A 16,242-nucleotide genomic window follows, 5' to 3' on the forward strand; every position below is an offset into this window, starting at 1 on the left:
CCCACCGGTGGCGACGTCAGGCCGCCTCGTTCGCCCGCTGCCGGAGCTGGTCCGCGAACTCGAGCCACTCCTCGGCGATGCTGCGCGCGATGTCGGCGACCACGTACGTGCAGTGCGCCGGGATGGTGCCGATCAGCTCCGCGTAGCCTTGCGGCCCGGTGGCCTGGCTGTCGAGCCAGCGCAGCAGTGCACGGCCGGACTCGGTGAACCGGACGGACGGGTCGTGCCGCAGGTTCTGCAGGTTGACCGAGCGCTCCCGCATCGGTGGCCGGCGGCTCAGGCCGGCCCGGGCCGGACGCGGCTCACCCCCGCGCTGACGCAGCGGCAGCGGGTCGTCGCCGCGCTTCATCCGCTCACGTACGTCCCGGGCGGTGGCCGGGGAGATGCCGGCGGTCTTGGCGATCTCGCGCAGCGACGCCTCCGGTTTGCGGCTGATCAGCTCGCTGGCGATGCGGCGGCCCTCGGCGCTGTTGACCGGGCGCAGCCGGCCGTCGCGGCCGAGCCGGGCGTGCACGTCGGGGGCCCCGATGTCCTGCCGGCGGATGCTCGCCACGGTCTTCGCCGCGAGCCCGGCCGCGGTCGCGACCGCCCGGTCGGACCAGTGCGGGTGCGACCGCAGGATCCGCTGGGCCGCCGCCTCGCGGTCGGCGAGCGACAGCGGCAGTCCGTGGGTGACGTTGGCCTGCACCGCGAGCACGAACGCCGCCTCGACGGTGCCGTCGAACAGGCGGGCGGCGATCTGCGTCTCGCCGCGCAGGACCGCGGCGCGCAGCCGGTGCATGCCGTCGATCACGCGCATGGTGCCGCGGTGGACCAGGATCGGCGGCAGTGGCGCGTCCGTCTCGGCCAGTGTCTGCGCGTGCAGGTCGTCCTCGCCGGCCAGCCGGGGCGAGTCGGCCGCGCGCAGGCAGGCGATCGGCAGCAGTTGCACCGGCCCGCCCTCGGTCGTACCCGCCGGCTCCTCGTCGAGGTCCGCCACCACCGTCATGGCTGCTCCCTTGGTCACGCCGCCTCCAGGGGATGTCGTATCTAGCTTTTACGTCTCTCGTCGCTTCGCAAGAGCCGTGATACGTGAATCCTAATCAGACGGGGAAGCCGAGCACACGCCCCGGACGTGCCGGGATCGCGACAGGTCAGTGATCGCCGTCGCTGCACTATCTCGCTTTCAGGCGTCCCACCGGCGCTACGATCCCGTCGTGCGAGTGCGATACGACGCGACCGCGATCGCCGGACTGGACGACCCCTACCCCGCCTACGCGGCACTGCGGGAGGCCGGGCCGGTCGTGCCCGCCGGTCCCGGCGTGTGGGCGGTCACCGGGCACGCCGACGTCACCGCGCTGCTGGCCGACCCGCGCGTCGGCCACGAGTTCCCCGACGTCGTGTACCAGGCCTCGGGCGAGCCCGACGCGGTCACCGGCTTCTTCCGGGCCACAGTGCTCAACCGGGACGCGCCAGTGCACACCGTGCTGCGCCGGGCGATGTCCCGGCTGCTCGCGCCCCGGGCCGTGGCCGGGCTGCGTGGCCGCGTCGACGAACTGGTCGGCGAGCTGTTCACCGCGATGGACGGGGACGCCGACCTGGTCACCGGGCTGGCCGCGCCGCTGCCGGTGACCGTCGCCGCCGAGCTGCTCGGCATCCCCGTCGCCGACCGCGACCTGGTGCGCCCGTACGCGATGACGCTGGCCCGGGCCTTCGGCGCCGGCATCCGGGTGGAGGGCGACCGGGACGCCACCGCCGCCGCGGTGACCTGGCTGCGCGCCTACGTGCGGGAGCTGCTGGCCGAGCGCGAGCGCCGGGGTCGCGACGACGATCCGCTGGCCGGCCTGCTCGCCACCGCCGACCCGGGCGGCGCGATCACCGCCGAGGCGCTGGTGGACAACGTGATCTTCCTGTTCTTCGCCGGCTTCGACACGACCACCAACCTCATCGCCACCGGCTGCGCCGCCCTGCTGTCCCGCCCGGACGTGCTGGCCCGGCTGCGGGCCGAGCCGGAGCTGGTGCCGAGCGCGGTCGAGGAGTTCCTGCGCTTCGACGCGCCGATCCAGGCCACCGCCCGGCTGACCCGCGCCCCGATCGAGGTGTCCGGCCGGCGGATCAACGCCAACCGGCTGGTCGTGCTGCTGCTCGCCGCCGCCAACCGGGACGGCAGGCGGTTCGCCCGCCCGGACGAGCTGGACATCGCCCGTACCCCGAACCCGCACGTCTCCTTCAGCGCCGGCCCGCACTTCTGCCTCGGCGCCACGCTCGCCCGGCTGGAGGGGGCGGCGGTGTTCGACCGGATCGCCCGCGGCCTGGCTTGCTTCGAGCCGGCCGGCGTCCCGGTACGCCGCCGGCACATGAGCTTCCGGGGGTACGACCACCTGCCGGCGCATGTTCGACTGGGCGCCTTCCCCGGTTGAACACCCCCGCTACCGGACCAGGCGCACCGGCAACGACTTGATCCCGTTCATGAAGTTCGAGGCCAGCCGCTGTGTCGGGCCGGCGCGGCGAAGATGCGGCAGGTGCGGGCGCAGCGCCCGCAGCAGCGCCACCGCCTCGGCCCGGGCCAGGTGCGCGCCCAGGCAGAAGTGCGGGCCCACACCGAAGGCCAGATGCGGGTTCGGGGCCCGGTCCAGCCGCAGGCGGTCCGCGTCGGCGAACACCGCCTCGTCCCGGTTGGCCGACGCGTAGTACAGGACCACCTTGTCGCCGGCCCGGATCGGCTGGCCGTCCAGTTCGGTGTCGGCGGTGGCGGTCCGGCGGAACTGCATGATCGGCGTGACCCAGCGCAGCAGCTCCTCCACCGCCACCGGCACCCGGTCCGGTTCGGCCAGCGCGTCGCGGACGGCCGGGTCGTCGGCGGCCAGCTCCAGCGCGCCCGAGACCAGGTGACGGGTGGTCTCGTTGCCGGCCACCACGAGCAGCAGCCACAGGCCGCACAGCTCCGGCTCGGTCAGCGGCCGGCCGTCCACCTCCGCCGTCGCCAGCACGCTCGTCAGGTCGTCGCCCGGGTCGCGGCGGCGCGCGGCGGCGGCGTCGGCCGCGTACCCGAACGCGTCGGACATGGCCCGCTTGAACGTCCGGACGTCGCCACCACCGAACTCCGGATCGTCGAAGCCGACCAGGTGGTTGCTCCAGGAGAACATCAGGTGCCGGTCCTGCGGCGGCATGCCGAGCAGGTCGGCGAGGACCACAAGGGGCAGCTCGGCGGCCAGGTCGCGTACCGCGTCGACCTCACCCCGGCCGGCCGCCGCCGCCACGATCCGGGCGGCGTGCGCGTCGATGGAGTCCTGCAGCGCCCGGACCGTGCGCGGCGTGAACGCGGCGGTCAGCACCCGGCGCAGGCGGGTGTGCCCGGGCGGGTCCATGCCGGACAGCAGCTGGCGGGTGCGCTGGAGGTCGCCCCGGGTCTTCGGGTCGGCGAGGAACGGCCCGCGGGTGGCCGAGGAGAACAACGCCGGGTCGCGGGAGGCCCGCACCACGCTCTCGTACCGGGTGACCGCCCAGTACCCGTCGCCGCGGTGCAGCACCTCGCCCGCCGGTCCGTCGCCCGCGCGCCCGGAGCGGCGGCGCAGGGCCGGCTCCCGTACCCAGGCCACCGGCGCCTCAGCCCGCCGCCTGGCGAACTCCCGCCACGGCGGTCCGGACACGTACGTGGCCGGGTCGGCGAGCAGCTCCGGCGACGCGTCAGGGCTCACCGCCGCCGTCATCCGTGTGCCTCCGCCAGGATGCCGCGCTCACGCAGCAACGGCAGCACGCCCTCGCCGAACCAGTACGCCTCCTCCAGGTGCGGCTGGCCGGACAGCAGCAGATGCTCCACGCCCAGCCCGTGCAGCTCGGCGATCCGGTCGGCGACCTGCTCGTGGCTGCCGACCAGGGCCGCCCCGGCGCCCGGCCGGAGCAGGCCGTACCCGGCCCAGACGTTCGGGTACACCTCCAGCCGGCCCTCGGCGCCGGCGCTCATCCGGGCCATCCGGCGCTGTCCCTCGGACTCGCTGCGCCGGAACCGCTCCTGGGCGGCGGCCACCGTCTTCGGGTCCATCCCGGCGATCAGCCGGTCCGCCTCGGCCCACGCCTGCTCCGGCGTGTCCCGGGTGATCACGTGGAAGCGGGTGCCGCAGGAGAGCTTGCCGCCGGCGCGTTCGCGTACCTCGCCGAGCAACGCGCCCAGCTCCGGCGGCGACTCCCCCCAGGCCAGATAGACGTCGCCGTGGCGCAGCGCGGTGTCCTGCGCGCCGGCCGACGAGCCGCCCACGAACACCGTCGGCGCGGTCCGCGGCGGGCGCGTCACCAGAGCGGCCCGGACCCGGTGGTGCGCCCCCTCGAAGTCCACCGGTTCGCCGGTCCACGCCCCGCGCAGGATGGTGAGGAACTCGTCGGCGCGCTCGTAGCGCCGGTCGTGGTCCAGCCAGTCGCCGTAGCGGCGCTGCTCGTCCGGGTCGCCGCCGACCACCACGTTGAGCATGAGCCGGTCCCCGGACAGGCGCTGGAACGTGGCCACCATCTGCGCCACCAGGGTCGGCGACATCAGCCCGGGCCGCAGCGCGATCATGAACCGGATCCGCTCGGTGCGCCCGGCCAGCGCGGCCGAGACCAGCCAGGGGTCCTCGCAGAACATCCCGACCGGGATCAGCATGCCCTCGAAGCCGAGCCGCTCCGCGGCGAGCGCGACCTGGGCGAGGTAGGCGAGGTCGGGCTCCCGGCGTACCGTGCGCCGCGCGCCGGCACCCCGCGGACGCCAGCCGATGTCCCGCCCGTCGCTGTGCGACGGCAGGAACCAGTGCAGATGCAGTGTCATCCGATCGTCCCTTCACCGGGCCGGGCACACGTTACGACTCCGCACATACGAGAGTCGACAAAGGAGGCGGCCGAAACCTACGTTGCTGGGGTCACCGACGGGCCGGGTGGCACCGCCCCGGGCGAGGAGGATCCGCGATGGCGCAGCTGCTGCACCCGATGGTGGCCGCCGCGCCGGACGCGGTCGCGCTCGACGACGGCTACGCCGCGCTGAGCTGGCGGGCCCTCGACCAGCGGGTGAACCGCTGGTGCGACCTGCTGCACCGGGAAGGGCTGCGCCCGGGCGACCGGGTCGGCGTACTCGCCGGCAACCGGCACGAGGTGTTCGAGCTGCTGCTCGCCTGTCTGCACGCCGGTCTGGTGATCGTGCCGATGAACTGGCACCTCACCGGCGCCGAGGTCGCGTATCTGCTGTCCGACTCCGGCTGCCGGGCGCTGATCACCGACACCGAGCGCCTCCCGGCGGCCCGGGACGCGTGGCAGCGCAACGACCGCCGCCCCGGACTGCGCGTCGTACTCGGCGACGAGCCGGTGGACGGGTTCGCCGCCGCCGAGCCGCTGCTCGCGCACGCCGACGCCGCCGAGCCGGCGGAGGCGGGCAGCGGCGCCACCGGCCTCTACACCTCCGGCACCACCGGCGCGCCGAAGGCCGTGGTCAGCCGGCTGTTCCGCCAGGGCGAGCCACTCCCCCGGCTGCGCGGACGCCTGAACCGGCTGTGCACGGTGCTGGGCATGCCGGCGGACGGGGTGAACCTGCTGTGCGGACCCTGGTACCACTCCGGCCAGTTGTTCTTCTCGCTGCTGCCGCTGATCCGCGGGTTCCGGCTGGTCACCCGGCCCCGGTTCGACCCGGCCGCGACGCTGCGGCTGATCGACGACGAGGGCGTCACCATGACGCACCTGGTGCCGACCCAGTTCGTGCGGCTGCTGCGGCTGGACCCCGCGGTACGGGCCGCGTTCGGCGGCGCCACGCTGCGGCGCGTCTGGCACGGGGCGGCACCCTGCCCGGTCGACGTGAAGCGGCAGATGATCGCCTGGTGGGGCCCGGTGCTCAGCGAGTACTACGCGGCCACCGAGGCGGGCATCGCCACGATCATCCACGCCGACGACTGGCTGGCACACCCGGGCAGCGTCGGCCGCCCGCTGCCGCGTACCGAGATCGTGGTGGTCGGCGCCGACGACATGCCGCTGCCGGCCGGGCACGAGGGCCGGGTCTACCTGCGCCGCCCGGACGGCTTCGAGTATCGCGACGCACCGGAGAAGACCCGGGCCGCGCACCGCCCCGACGGCAGCTTCACCTACGGCGACCGCGGCTACCTGGACGCCGCCGGCTACCTCTACCTGACCGGCCGCGCCGACGACATGATCCTGTCCGGCGGGGTGAACGTGTACCCGGCCGAGGTCGAGGCCGTCCTGCTGCGCCACCCCGCGGTCCGCGACGCGGTCGTCTTCGGCGTGCCGGACGAGGAGTTCGGGCAGCAGGTCCGGGCCGTGGTCGAGGTGGACACCCACGCGCTCACCGACGACCTGACTTCCGCGCTGGACCGGCACTGCCGCCGCGAACTGGCCGGGTTCAAGGTGCCGCGCTCCTACGAGCTGTCCACCGCGCTGCCCCGCGAGGACTCCGGGAAGGTACGGCGGCAGGCGCTACACCGCAGCTCGGCACAACGATCGCAGATACCAGACAGCTGGCGGTGAGATGGACAAGGCCGGTTTCTACCGCGAGGCACGTCACGACGTGGACGGGCCGCTGCACGGCGTACGCGTGCTGGAGGTCAGCAAGGTGTGGGCCGGGCCGATGACCGGCGCGGTCCTGGCCGACCTGGGCTGCGAGGTGATCCGGATCGAGATGCCCGGCAACCGGGAGGGCCGGATGCCGCCGGACATCCCCGGCACCGGCCTGTCCTGGTTCCGGGAGACGGTGCACCGCAACAAGCGCAGCGTGTCGCTGGACCTGCGCCGGGAACCGGCCCGGGAGGCGTTCCTGCGGCTGGTGGTCACCGCTGACGTGGTGGTGGAGAACTACCGGCCGGGCACGCTCGACGGATGGGGCGTCGGCTACGCGCAGTGCCGGCGCGTCAATCCCGACATCGTCTTCGTCTCCATCTCCGGCTGGGGCCAGTACGGCCCGCGCGCCACCGACGCCGGCTTCGACCCGATCGCGCAGGCCGCGGCGGGCTGGATGGGCCTCAACGGCGAGCCGGACGGCACACCGATGAAGGCGCCGTCCTTCCTCGCCGACGACCTGGCCGGGCTGCACGGCGCGATCGGCGCGCTGGCCGCGCTGCGCCACCGCGACCGCACCGGCGAGGGCCAGCACGTCGACGTGTCACTGCTGGACGCGTTGCTCGCCAACAGCGGCGGCTACCTGACGCTCGGCGCGACCGGCGTGCCGCTGCGCCGCTGGGGCGACCAGGCCGACTTCGTCGTACCGGCCGGCACGTACCGCTGCCGGGACGGCTGGCTCTACCTGGCGGTCGCGCTCGACAAGCACTGGCGCTCGCTCGCCGCGGCGATGGACCGGCCGGAGCTGGCCCGGGCCCCGGGCTTCGCCACGAACGAGGAGCGCCGTGCCCGCCGCGACGAGGTCAACGCGCTGGTCGGTGCGTGGTGCGAGGCGCGGACCGTCGCCGAGGCGGCGGCCGGGCTCGCCGCCGCGGGCATCCCGGCCGAGCCGGTACGCGACTTCGCCGACGCCGCCGCCGACCCGCACGTCCGGGAACGCGACATGGTGCAGACCGTCCCGCTGTGCAACGGCACCACGGGCCCGCTGACCGGCCCGGCCGCCAAGTTCTCCCGGACACCGACCCGGGTGCGGCACGGCGCGCCGGCCGTCGGCGCGGACACCGAGGCGCTGCTCACCGAGGCCGGCGTCGACCGGGCGGAGCTCGCGCGGCTGCGCGCGTGCGGCGCCACCGACCGACAGGAGGCCCCGGCGTGTACCCGCCCCCACTGAGCCCGTTCGACAGCATCGAGATCGAACGCTCCGGTCACGGGGTGCGCATCCGCACCCGCACCGTCGTCGAGCCGGACGGCCCGTACCTGTCCGGTCACTTCCCCGGCCGGCCGATCCTGCCCGGGGTGTTCCTTGTCGACACGCTGCTGCGCGCCGTCTGCGCCGGAGTGGACGGCGCGCGCCTGACCGTGCTGCGCTCGGCCCGGTTCACCGCGCCCGTGCTGGCGCCGGGCGAGTTCACCATGCGGGTCGAGGTGACGGGTGACCCGGCGACCGGGCCGCTCACGGCCCGCGCCCGCTGCCACCGGGGCGACGGGGAGCAGTGCGCCCGCCTGGAGGCGCAGTTCGACGCCGGACGGTACCGGTGAGCGCGCCGGTCGGGCAGGAGGCGATCCGCGGGCTGCTGCCGCAACGGTTCCCGCTGCTGCTCGTGGACCGGGTGGTGGAGGTCCGGCCGGACGGGATCGTGGCCGAGAAGGCGGTCACCGCCGCCGAGTGGTGCTACGCGGGCCTGGACGAGACGACGCCTCCCGAGGCGTACGCGTATCCGGTGGCGCTGCTGCTGGAGTCGTTCGGCCAGGCCGCCGCGCTCGCCTGGTTCCTGCGGGCGGGCGCCGGCGTGCCGGGGCCGGGCAGCGGGCTGCTGCCGTTGTTCGTCGGCGTGCGCGAGCTGCGGCTGTCCGGCGCCGCGTACCCGGGGGACGTGCTGCGCCACGACGTACGGCTGGACAAGGTCGTGGACGGCGCCGCAGTCGCGTCGGGCACCGTCACGGTCGGCGGGCGGACCACGGCGGTGATCGGTGAGCTGATCGCCGCCGTCCGGCCCGGTGCCGCGCTCGCGGAGCTGGGGTAGGCCGCGATGCCGGTGGAGATCGCGGCGAGCGCGGTGCGGACCTGCTTCGGCGACGGTGACGCCACGTTCGCCGCGCTGCTCGGCGGCCGCTGCGGGGTGGCGCCGCTGTCCGGCTACGACCCGGCCGCCGTACACGTGCGCCACGGCTACCCGATCCCGGACGGCTCCGGCGGCGAGATGTGGCCCGCCGCCGGCTGGCTGCGCGACTGCGTCCGGCGGGCGCTCGCCGACGCGGCGCTCGACCCGGCCCGGCACCGCGTCGCGGCGCTGGTCGGCAGCGGGCTGCGCGAGCTGCGCGCGGTCGAGCGGGCGGTGGCCGACCGGGCGCCGTTCCGCGCGGGAGGGCTGCACTTCCGGTCCGCCGTCGCGGACGCCGGCGTGCCCGGCGCGGTCACCGTCGCGAACGCGTGCAGCGCGGGCGGCCACGTCCTCGCCCTCGCACAGGACATGATCGAACTCGGTGAGGCCGACGCCGTCGTCGTCGCGGCCACCGACGCGATGACCGAGTCGATGCTCGCGATGATCGGCCGGGTCGCCGACGAGCCCGCCGACCGGGTACGCCCCTTCGACCGGGACCGGGCCGGCGTGCTGCTGGGCGAGGGGGCCGCCGCGCTCGTGGTGACCCGGGCCGGGCTGGCGCCACGAGTGCTGGCCCGGGTGGTCGCCACCGGACTGTCCTGCGACGCGTACCACGAGACCGCGCCGTCGGCCGAGGGTGTGCGCCGGGCGATGGACGACGCGTACGCCCGGGGTGCCCGGGAGCCGGCCGACGCGGGCCTGGTGGTGGCGCACGGCACGGGCACGGCGCTCAACGACCCGACGGAGGCGGCGGCGCTCGTGGCGCTGGGCGGCCCCACCACCGTCACCGGCATCAAGGGCGCGATCGGGCACACCTCCGGCACCGCCGCGCTGCACGGTCTCGACGTCGCCGTCCGCTGCCTGCGCGCCGGGGTGGTGCCGCCGATCGCCGGGTTGCGCACGCCGCTGCCCGAGGCCGAGGGCCTCGACCTGGTCCGCGACCGTCCGGCCCGGACTCGGGCGACGCTGGCGCAGGTGAACGCGTTCGGCTTCGGCGGGGTCAACGCGGTGACGCTCGTCGAGGCCGCCCGGTGACCGCCTCCGGACCGGCGGCGGCACTCACCGCCTGGTACGCGTACCTGCCCGGGCCGGACGCGCCGCCCGCGGAGCGGGCCCGGACCGTCCTCGGGCGCAAGGGACTGCTGTACAAGGAGACGGCGACCCGGCTGGCCCTGTGCTCGGTGCACCGGGCGCTCGGCCGGGCCGACGGCGACGGCACCCCGCCGGATCGGGTCGACCCGCGCACGGCGGTGGTGGCCAGCAGCAACCTGGGCAACGTCGGCACCGTCGCCGGGATCGTCACCACCGCCCGCGCCGACGGCTGGCGGGCCGTGTCCCCGCTGTCAGCGCCGAACGCCTCCCCCAACGTGGTGGCCAGCTCGGTGGCGATCTGGTTCGGCTTCGGCGGCCCGAACCTGATGTGCTGCTCCGGCGCCACCTCCGGCCTGGACGCGCTCGCCGCCGGGCTGCGGCTGCTGGCGGCGGGCCGGGCCGACCGGGTGGTGGTGGTCGGCGCCGAGCCGGACGACGACACCGCCGTCGCGCTGCACGCGACCCGCCCGGGCCGCCCGGGTCCGCTGCGTGCCGGCGCCGCCTGCCTGGTGCTGGAGCCGCTCGGCCGGGTGCCCGCGCCGCACCTGGTGGTCGGTCCGGTGCGGACGGTGCCGGGTGACCCGCCGGACGGCCACGGCACCGGCGGCGAGGGCGGCCACTACGGCGCCGACGGCCTGGTCCCGGTCGCGCTGGCGGCGGACGCCCTGCGCGCGCCCGGCGGACCGGCGGTCGTGGAGATCCGCTGCGGCGACGACGAGGACGGGTTCCGCGCGGTCACGGTACGCGCCGCGCCGGAACCCGGGCCCGCACCCCGATCCGACAGTCGAGAGGAGACCCGGTGACAGCGGTCCTGCCGGACGAGACCACCACCGTGGCGCTGCGCCCCCGCTTCGAGGGCGCCAACATCCGTACCTGGGTGGGGTTCAAACACTTCATGTACCTGGCCGAGGAGGCGGTGCTCGCCTGGTTCCGCGAGCGCGGCGCCGGGCCGTCGCGGTTGTACCACGAGCACGGCCTCGGCCTGGTGATCGCCGACGCCTCGGTGCAGTTGCCGGCGGTGCTCGACGTGGACGACGAGGTGACCGCCGAGGCGCGGCACCGCGGCGGCGGCGAGTTCGCGGTGCGGCTGACCGCGCGCGGCGTGCCGGTGCTGCGCGGCCGGGTCCGCGCGGCCCTGGTCCGGACCGGCCCGGCCGTCGACGTCGCGGTCCCCGGTGACGTGCCGGTCGTTGTCGAGGTCCGGGCGGACGATCCCGCACCCGCCGCCGACGCGGCCGGTACGCCGTTCGAGTGGCGGTGGCGGGCACCGTACTTCTACTGCCAGTACTCGCAGCCGGTGCAGCACTCCGGCTACGTGCGCGCGGTCGAGGAGGTGGTGGACCGGTTCCTGGCGGCACGCGGCATATCCGTCGGCCGGATGCTCGACGTGCGCGGCTGGATCCCGGTCGTGTCCCGCGCGTCCGTGCGCGTCCTCGCCGCCGCGCGGATGGAGGAGGAGATCGAGACCACGTTCACCGTCACCGACGTGCTGCGCGGGACCATGTTCGACGCCGACGTCCGCTTCGCCGTGCGGCGTGACGGCGAGCGCGTGCCTGTCGCCCACGCCCGCATCCTGCACGGGTATGCGATCAGCCGCGGCCCGGACGCGGGACGGCTGGCCGAGTTCGACGACGAGGTCGTCGCCGCGCTGCTCGGGACGGCGTGATGGGCACCCGGAGCGTCGCGGAGGAGCGGCTGCGCCGCAAGCAGCGGCTCGCGGCGGCGTTGCGGCTGTTCCACAGGTACGGCTTCGACGAGGGCGCCGGCGGTCACCTCACCGTCCGCGACCCGGGCGAGCCGCACCGGTTCTGGATCAACCCGTTCGGCCGGTCGTTCGGCCGGCTGCGGGTGAGCGACCTGCTGCTTGTGGACTCCGACGGCACCGTCGTGGACGGCGAGGGCACGATCAACCCGGCCGGCTACGCCATCCACAGCCGCATCCACGCGGTCCGCCCGGACGTCGTGGCGGCCGCGCACAGCCACAGCGTGTACGGGCGCGCGTTCGCCACGCTGGGCCGGCTGCTCGACCCGCTGACCCAGGACGCGTGCGCGTTCTACGAGGACCACGGCCTGCACGACGGCTACTCCGGGGTGGTCCTCGACCGCGACGAGGCGGACCGGATCGCCGAGGCGCTCGGCCCGGGCAAGGCGGTCATCCTGCGCAACCACGGCCTGCTGACCGTGGGCGGCAGCGTGGACGAGGCGGCCTGGTGGTTCTTCAGCATGGACCGCTGCTGCCGGATCCAGCTCGCGGCGGAGGCGGCCGGCACGCCGGTGCCGATCGCGCCCGCCGAGGCACGTCTCACCCGGGCCACCATCGGCACGCCGGGGCTGGGCCGGTTGAACTTCCGGCCGATGTACGAGGACGTCGTGCACGCCGAGCCGGACCTGCTCGACTAGGGCTGGTCCTCCGAGGGCGGCCGGACCAGGACGTGCGGCTGGGTGTACCCGGCCAGCCCCCAGTGTCCGTTCTCGACCCCGGGACCGCTGTCCTTCCGCCCGCCGAACGGCAGGTCCGGCCGGACCCCGGCGGCGTGCGCGTTCACCGACACCTGGCCCACGTCCAGGCGGGCGGCCACCGCGGCGGCCCGGTCCGGGTCCGCCGACCAGACCGAGGCGGTCAGGCCGAACGGTGTCGCGTCGGCCCGGGTGAGCGCCTCCTCGACGTCGTCGAACGCCAGCACCGGCAGCACCGGCCCGAACTGCTCCTCGGTGACGACCCGGTCGGTGTCGGACACCCCGGACAGGACGGTGGGCGGATGGAAGTGACCGGGCCCGTCGACGGCTCGACCACCGGCGGCGACCGTCGCGCCGCCGGCGACGGCCGCGCGGACGAGCCCTGCCACGTACTCCCGCTGGGCCCTGGTGGTCACCGGGCCGAGCCGGACACCGGCGTCGGCGCCGGGGCCCATCCGGACGGCGGCGGCGCGGTCGGCGAGCGCCTCGACGAGCGCGTCGTGCACCGGCCGGGCCACGTACACCCGTTTGACCGCCATGCACATCTGGCCGCTGTTGGCGAAGGCCGCCCAGAACAGGTCGTCGGCGATCCGCGCCGGGTCGGCGTCGTCGAGCACCACCGCGGCGTCGTTGCCGCCGAGTTCGAGCGTGACCCGCCTGAGCCGGGCGGCGGCCTCCGCCGCTACCCGTCGGCCGGTAGCTGTCGACCCGGTGAAGGTGATCTTCCTGGGTACGGGGTGGGCGCACAGCCACGCCCCGAGCGGATCCGGCCCGGTCACCACGTTGAGCACGCCGGGTGGCAGCAGGTCACGCAGCAGTTCGCCGAGGGCGAGCGTGGCGAGCGGGGTGTGCGGGGAGGGCTTCAGCACCACGGTGTTGCCCGCCCGCAACGCCGGAGCGATCTTCCAGGCGGCGAGCGCGAGCGGGTAGTTCCACGGCGTGACAGCGGCGACGACGCCGAGGGGCCGCGCGGTGACGATCGCGGTGTCGCGTCGACCGCCGATCGTCTGTGGTCCGGTCTCGATGCCCGCGAAGTAGTGCAGCCACGCGGCGGCGGCGCGTACCTCGGTGGTCGCCTCGGCCAGCGGCTTGCCCTGCTCGGCGGTGACCAGCGCGGCGAGGTCGGCGACGGCGCCGAGGACCGCCCGGGCCGCGGCGCGCAGCGTGCCGCGCCGCGCCTCGTCGTCGTGAGCCCACTGCGGGTACGCGGCGGCCGCCGCGGCCATCGCCCGGTCGAGCAGTTCGGGCGGGCAGGCCGGGGCGGTGGCGAACACCGCGCCGGTGGCCGGGTCGACGACGTCGAAGGTTCCGGCGCCGGCGGCCGGGCGGCCGTCGACGGTCATCGTCAGCGCCACGGCTGCCCCTCCGTCGCTGGTGCCTGCGGCTGGCAGCGTATCCGCGGGTGTGCGGGGTGGGCAGCGTGCACGTTGTCCCGCCGCGGCGCTCCGCCGATGATGAGAGTCGGACCGGTCCGTGCGCTCCCCCGTCCGTCGCGCGTGCCGGGGCCGGCCCGGGGCCGTCGCGCGGAAACCCGCTCCCGCCGCCCGTCCGGCGCTTAGCGTGGGACGAGGGGCGGCCTGCCGGAGGCGCCGGTGAGCGGAGGGAGAACGCGGTGACGGAGCCGGAGGAGGAGCAGGAGAAGACCCGCAAGACCGATCGGGTGCTGTTCTCGCCCGACGGCGACCCGCACCACACGCTCGCCGAGGCGCCCCAGCCGGACGAGCACCTGCCGCCCACGGTCACCCGCGACGGCCACACGGACGTGCTCGACGACGAGCAGTGAGTACACCGTCCCGCCCGGCCCACCGGCCGGGCGGGCGGGACGTGTCGCGGCCGGGCCGGCGGAACCTCGGGACGTGTCGCGGTCAGACGGGCGGGATGCCGGAGCGGCCGATGTCCGACATGTCGTCGCCGATCTCGGTGCGGGTGCCGGCCACCGGCCCGGCGCCGGCCTCGGTGCGGTCCTCGACGCAGGCGTCGCCCAGACCGTGCATGAGCTCCCCCACCACGGCGAGCGCAGAGCCCTTGTCCGGGCAGGGCGCCCCGGTGGCGAGCAGCTGACCGTCGCCGCCGACGACGGTGAACCCCACACTGCCGTCGGCGGCGCTCTCGATGACGAACTTCACCGTGCTCCTCCCGCCCCGCTCAGCTCACGCCGTGCGTCTGCAACCACAGCTCCAGCAGGCCCAGTTGCCACAGCTTGTTGCTGCCGGCGGCGGCCTGGGCCCGGTCCGGCTCGGCCAGCAGCTCGTCGACGTACGCCCGGCGGAACAGCCCGCGCCGGCGCGCCTCGGGCGCACCCAGCGCCTCGACCACCAACTCTCGCACGGGACCGTCGACGTTGCGCAGCGCCGGCACCGGGAAGTAGCCCTTGGGCCGGTCGATGACCTCGGCCGGCAGCACCTCGCGGGCAACCTCCTTGAGCACGCCCTTGCCGCCCCGGGCCAGCTTGTGCTCAGGCGGGCACGCCGCGGCGAGCGTGACCAGGTCCTGGTCGAGGAAGGGCGTACGCACCTCCAGCCCCCACGCCATGCTCATGCTGTCCACCCGCTTGACCGGGTCGTCGGGCAGCATCAGGTGGGTGTCCAGGCGCAGCACGGCGTCCACCGCGGTCTGCGCGCCGGGCGCGGCCAGGTCGGCGGCGACCAGTTCGCCGCTGGCGTCACCGTCGCAGGCGTACGCCGGTTCGACCACCTCGGTCAGCTCGGCGTGGTCGCGGTCGAAGAACGCGGCGGTGAACTCGGCCGTCGCGTCCTCGCGGGCCGCCTCGGCCAGCCGGTGGTGGTAGCCGTAGCCGGCGAACACCTCGTCGGCGCCCTGGCCGGACTGCGCCACCTTCACGTGCCGGGCCACCTGCTCGGAGAGCAGATGGAACGCCACCACGTCGTGGCTGCCCATCGGTTCGGTCATGGCCGCCACGGTGGCGCGTACGGCCGGGCCGAGGTCGCCGTCGGCGAGCCGGATGCGGTGGTGGTCGGTGCCGAACGTGCGGGCCACCAGGTCGGAGTAGTGGAACTCGTCGCCGGTCTCGTCGCCGCGGCTGTCGAAGCCGATGCTGAACGTCTGGAGGTGGTGCTGTCCGGCGCCGTCCAGCAGCGCCACGATCATGCTGGAGTCCAGGCCGCCGGAGAGCAGCACCCCGACCGGCACGTCCGCGACCAGCCGGCGGCGTACGGCGGTGCGCAGCGCGTCGCCGACGGCGGCCCGCCAGTCGGCGGCGTCCATGCCCTCGTGGGCCGGGTCGCGCCGGTACCCGGGCCGCCAGTAGACGCGCTCGCGGCTGCGCCCGTCGGCCTCGACCACCCGGACGGTGGCCGGGGGCAGCTTGCGTATCCCGCGCAGGATCGTGCGGGGCGCCGGCACGATCGAGTGCCAGGACAGGTAGTGGTGCAGCGCGACCGGGTCGATGCCGGTGTCGACGTCACCGCCGGCCAGCAGCGCCGGCAGCGTGGAGGCGAACCGGAGCCGGCCGGGGGACTCGGCGAGGTAGAGCGGCTTGATGCCGAGCCGGTCGCGGGCCAGCACGAGGCATCGCCGCCGCCGGTCCACCAGCGCCACCGCGAACATGCCGACCAGGTGGTCGACGAACCGCTCCCCCCACTGCGCGTACGCCACCAGGATCACCTCGGTGTCGCTGGTGCTGTGGAAGGTGTGCCCGGCCGCGCGCAGCTCGTCCCGCAGCTCCGGGTAGTTGTAGACGCAGCCGTTGAAGACCAGGGCCAGGCCGAGGTCGTCGCGCACCATCGGCTGGGCGCCGGCCTCGGACAGGTCGATCACTGTCAGCCGGCGGTGCCCGAGGGTGATCCAGCCGTCACTCCACGCGCCCTCGCCGTCCGGGCCGCGTGAGCGCATGGCGGCGGTCATCCGGGTCACCGCGGCGGCGTCGGGGGTGGCCCCGTCGAATCTGGCCTCACCGCTGATCCCGCACATCTCAGCGTCCGCCGGTCGGTCGAGGAGCACCCACCATGCCAACCTCCCGCCACGTCGTCTCCCGGGCGGTCCGCCGGGTACGGCGACTACCCGGCCTGTG

At 75.4% G+C, this 16,242-nt stretch carries 16 protein-coding genes; 10 read left to right on the forward strand and 6 right to left on the reverse strand.

Annotation, left to right across the window (positions count from 1 at the left end; genetic code table 11):
* Nucleotides 1–16: 16 nt before the first annotated feature.
* Complete coding sequence (locus NMK34_RS22470; protein ID WP_318335082.1) at nucleotides 17–1,006, reverse strand: ParB/RepB/Spo0J family partition protein; 990 nt, start codon at nucleotides 1,004–1,006, stop codon at nucleotides 17–19.
* A 190-nt stretch (nucleotides 1,007–1,196) separates the two neighbouring features.
* On the opposite strand from NMK34_RS22470, the gene NMK34_RS22475 reads away from it, so the two are divergent.
* Nucleotides 1,197–2,399, forward strand: a complete 1,203-nt coding sequence (locus NMK34_RS22475) for a cytochrome P450 (protein WP_318335083.1) — start codon at nucleotides 1,197–1,199, stop codon at nucleotides 2,397–2,399.
* A gap of 9 nt (nucleotides 2,400–2,408) precedes the next feature.
* Here NMK34_RS22475 and NMK34_RS22480 read toward each other — a convergent pair whose 3' ends face one another.
* Together NMK34_RS22480 and NMK34_RS22485 are read right to left on the reverse strand one after the other, a co-directional pair.
* A complete protein-coding gene (locus NMK34_RS22480) occupies nucleotides 2,409–3,677 on the reverse strand; it encodes a cytochrome P450 (protein WP_318335084.1) in 1,269 nt (422 codons plus the stop codon).
* Between the two features lie 8 nt (nucleotides 3,678–3,685).
* Nucleotides 3,686–4,777 (reverse strand): LLM class flavin-dependent oxidoreductase, encoded by a 1,092-nt coding sequence (locus tag NMK34_RS22485; RefSeq protein ID WP_318335085.1) that lies wholly within the window; start codon nucleotides 4,775–4,777, stop codon nucleotides 3,686–3,688.
* 137 nt (nucleotides 4,778–4,914) lie between these two features.
* Here NMK34_RS22485 and NMK34_RS22490 point away from each other — a divergent pair, with 137 nt between their 5' ends.
* Genes NMK34_RS22490 through NMK34_RS22525 form a run of 8 tightly spaced genes read left to right on the forward strand, consistent with a single transcriptional unit; the run spans nucleotide 4,915 to nucleotide 12,155 of the window.
* Nucleotides 4,915–6,474: an AMP-binding protein gene (locus NMK34_RS22490; protein WP_318335086.1), complete on the forward strand. Its 1,560-nt coding sequence runs from the start codon at nucleotides 4,915–4,917 to the stop codon at nucleotides 6,472–6,474.
* Nucleotide 6,475: 1 nt separating this feature from the next.
* Complete coding sequence (locus tag NMK34_RS22495) at nucleotides 6,476–7,732, forward strand: CoA transferase (RefSeq protein ID WP_318335087.1); 1,257 nt, start codon at nucleotides 6,476–6,478, stop codon at nucleotides 7,730–7,732.
* The gene (locus NMK34_RS22500; RefSeq protein ID WP_167796877.1) at nucleotides 7,714–8,100 is read left to right on the forward strand and encodes a hypothetical protein; all 387 of its coding nucleotides are present in this window, start codon (nucleotides 7,714–7,716) and stop codon (nucleotides 8,098–8,100) included. The genes NMK34_RS22495 and NMK34_RS22500 overlap by 19 nt, the downstream gene beginning before the upstream one ends.
* A complete protein-coding gene (locus tag NMK34_RS22505; RefSeq protein WP_318335088.1) occupies nucleotides 8,097–8,585 on the forward strand; it encodes a beta-hydroxyacyl-ACP dehydratase in 489 nt (162 codons plus the stop codon). Before NMK34_RS22500 ends, NMK34_RS22505 begins: the two co-directional genes overlap by 4 nt.
* A gap of 6 nt (nucleotides 8,586–8,591) precedes the next feature.
* Nucleotides 8,592–9,698 (forward strand): beta-ketoacyl synthase N-terminal-like domain-containing protein, encoded by a 1,107-nt coding sequence (locus NMK34_RS22510; protein WP_318335089.1) that lies wholly within the window; start codon nucleotides 8,592–8,594, stop codon nucleotides 9,696–9,698.
* The gene (locus tag NMK34_RS22515) at nucleotides 9,695–10,558 is read left to right on the forward strand and encodes a beta-ketoacyl synthase N-terminal-like domain-containing protein (protein ID WP_318335090.1); all 864 of its coding nucleotides are present in this window, start codon (nucleotides 9,695–9,697) and stop codon (nucleotides 10,556–10,558) included. Before NMK34_RS22510 ends, NMK34_RS22515 begins: the two co-directional genes overlap by 4 nt.
* A complete protein-coding gene (locus tag NMK34_RS22520) occupies nucleotides 10,555–11,421 on the forward strand; it encodes a thioesterase family protein (RefSeq protein ID WP_318335091.1) in 867 nt (288 codons plus the stop codon). Before NMK34_RS22515 ends, NMK34_RS22520 begins: the two co-directional genes overlap by 4 nt.
* Complete coding sequence (locus NMK34_RS22525) at nucleotides 11,421–12,155, forward strand: class II aldolase/adducin family protein (RefSeq protein ID WP_318335092.1); 735 nt, start codon at nucleotides 11,421–11,423, stop codon at nucleotides 12,153–12,155. Before NMK34_RS22520 ends, NMK34_RS22525 begins: the two co-directional genes overlap by 1 nt.
* Here NMK34_RS22525 and NMK34_RS22530 read toward each other — a convergent pair.
* Entirely contained in the window at nucleotides 12,152–13,567 is a 1,416-nt protein-coding gene (locus NMK34_RS22530; protein WP_318335093.1) for an aldehyde dehydrogenase family protein, read from the reverse strand. The two genes, NMK34_RS22525 and NMK34_RS22530, sit on opposite strands and share 4 nt — an antisense overlap.
* A gap of 257 nt (nucleotides 13,568–13,824) precedes the next feature.
* Between NMK34_RS22530 and NMK34_RS22535 the strand changes: the two genes are divergently transcribed.
* Complete coding sequence (locus tag NMK34_RS22535; RefSeq protein WP_013285860.1) at nucleotides 13,825–13,995, forward strand: hypothetical protein; 171 nt, start codon at nucleotides 13,825–13,827, stop codon at nucleotides 13,993–13,995.
* An 82-nt stretch (nucleotides 13,996–14,077) separates the two neighbouring features.
* Here NMK34_RS22535 and NMK34_RS22540 read toward each other — a convergent pair whose 3' ends face one another.
* Both NMK34_RS22540 and NMK34_RS22545 read right to left on the reverse strand, forming a co-directional pair.
* Complete coding sequence (locus NMK34_RS22540; protein ID WP_318335094.1) at nucleotides 14,078–14,338, reverse strand: hypothetical protein; 261 nt, start codon at nucleotides 14,336–14,338, stop codon at nucleotides 14,078–14,080.
* Between the two features lie 19 nt (nucleotides 14,339–14,357).
* The gene (locus tag NMK34_RS22545; RefSeq protein WP_318336401.1) at nucleotides 14,358–16,142 is read right to left on the reverse strand and encodes an N-acetylglutaminylglutamine amidotransferase; all 1,785 of its coding nucleotides are present in this window, start codon (nucleotides 16,140–16,142) and stop codon (nucleotides 14,358–14,360) included.
* Nucleotides 16,143–16,242: the final 100 nt, after the last annotated feature.

It is taken from the genome of Micromonospora sp. BRA006-A, from assembly GCF_033433935.1.
Taxonomy (GTDB): Bacteria; Actinomycetota; Actinomycetes; order Mycobacteriales; family Micromonosporaceae; genus Micromonospora; species Micromonospora aurantiaca.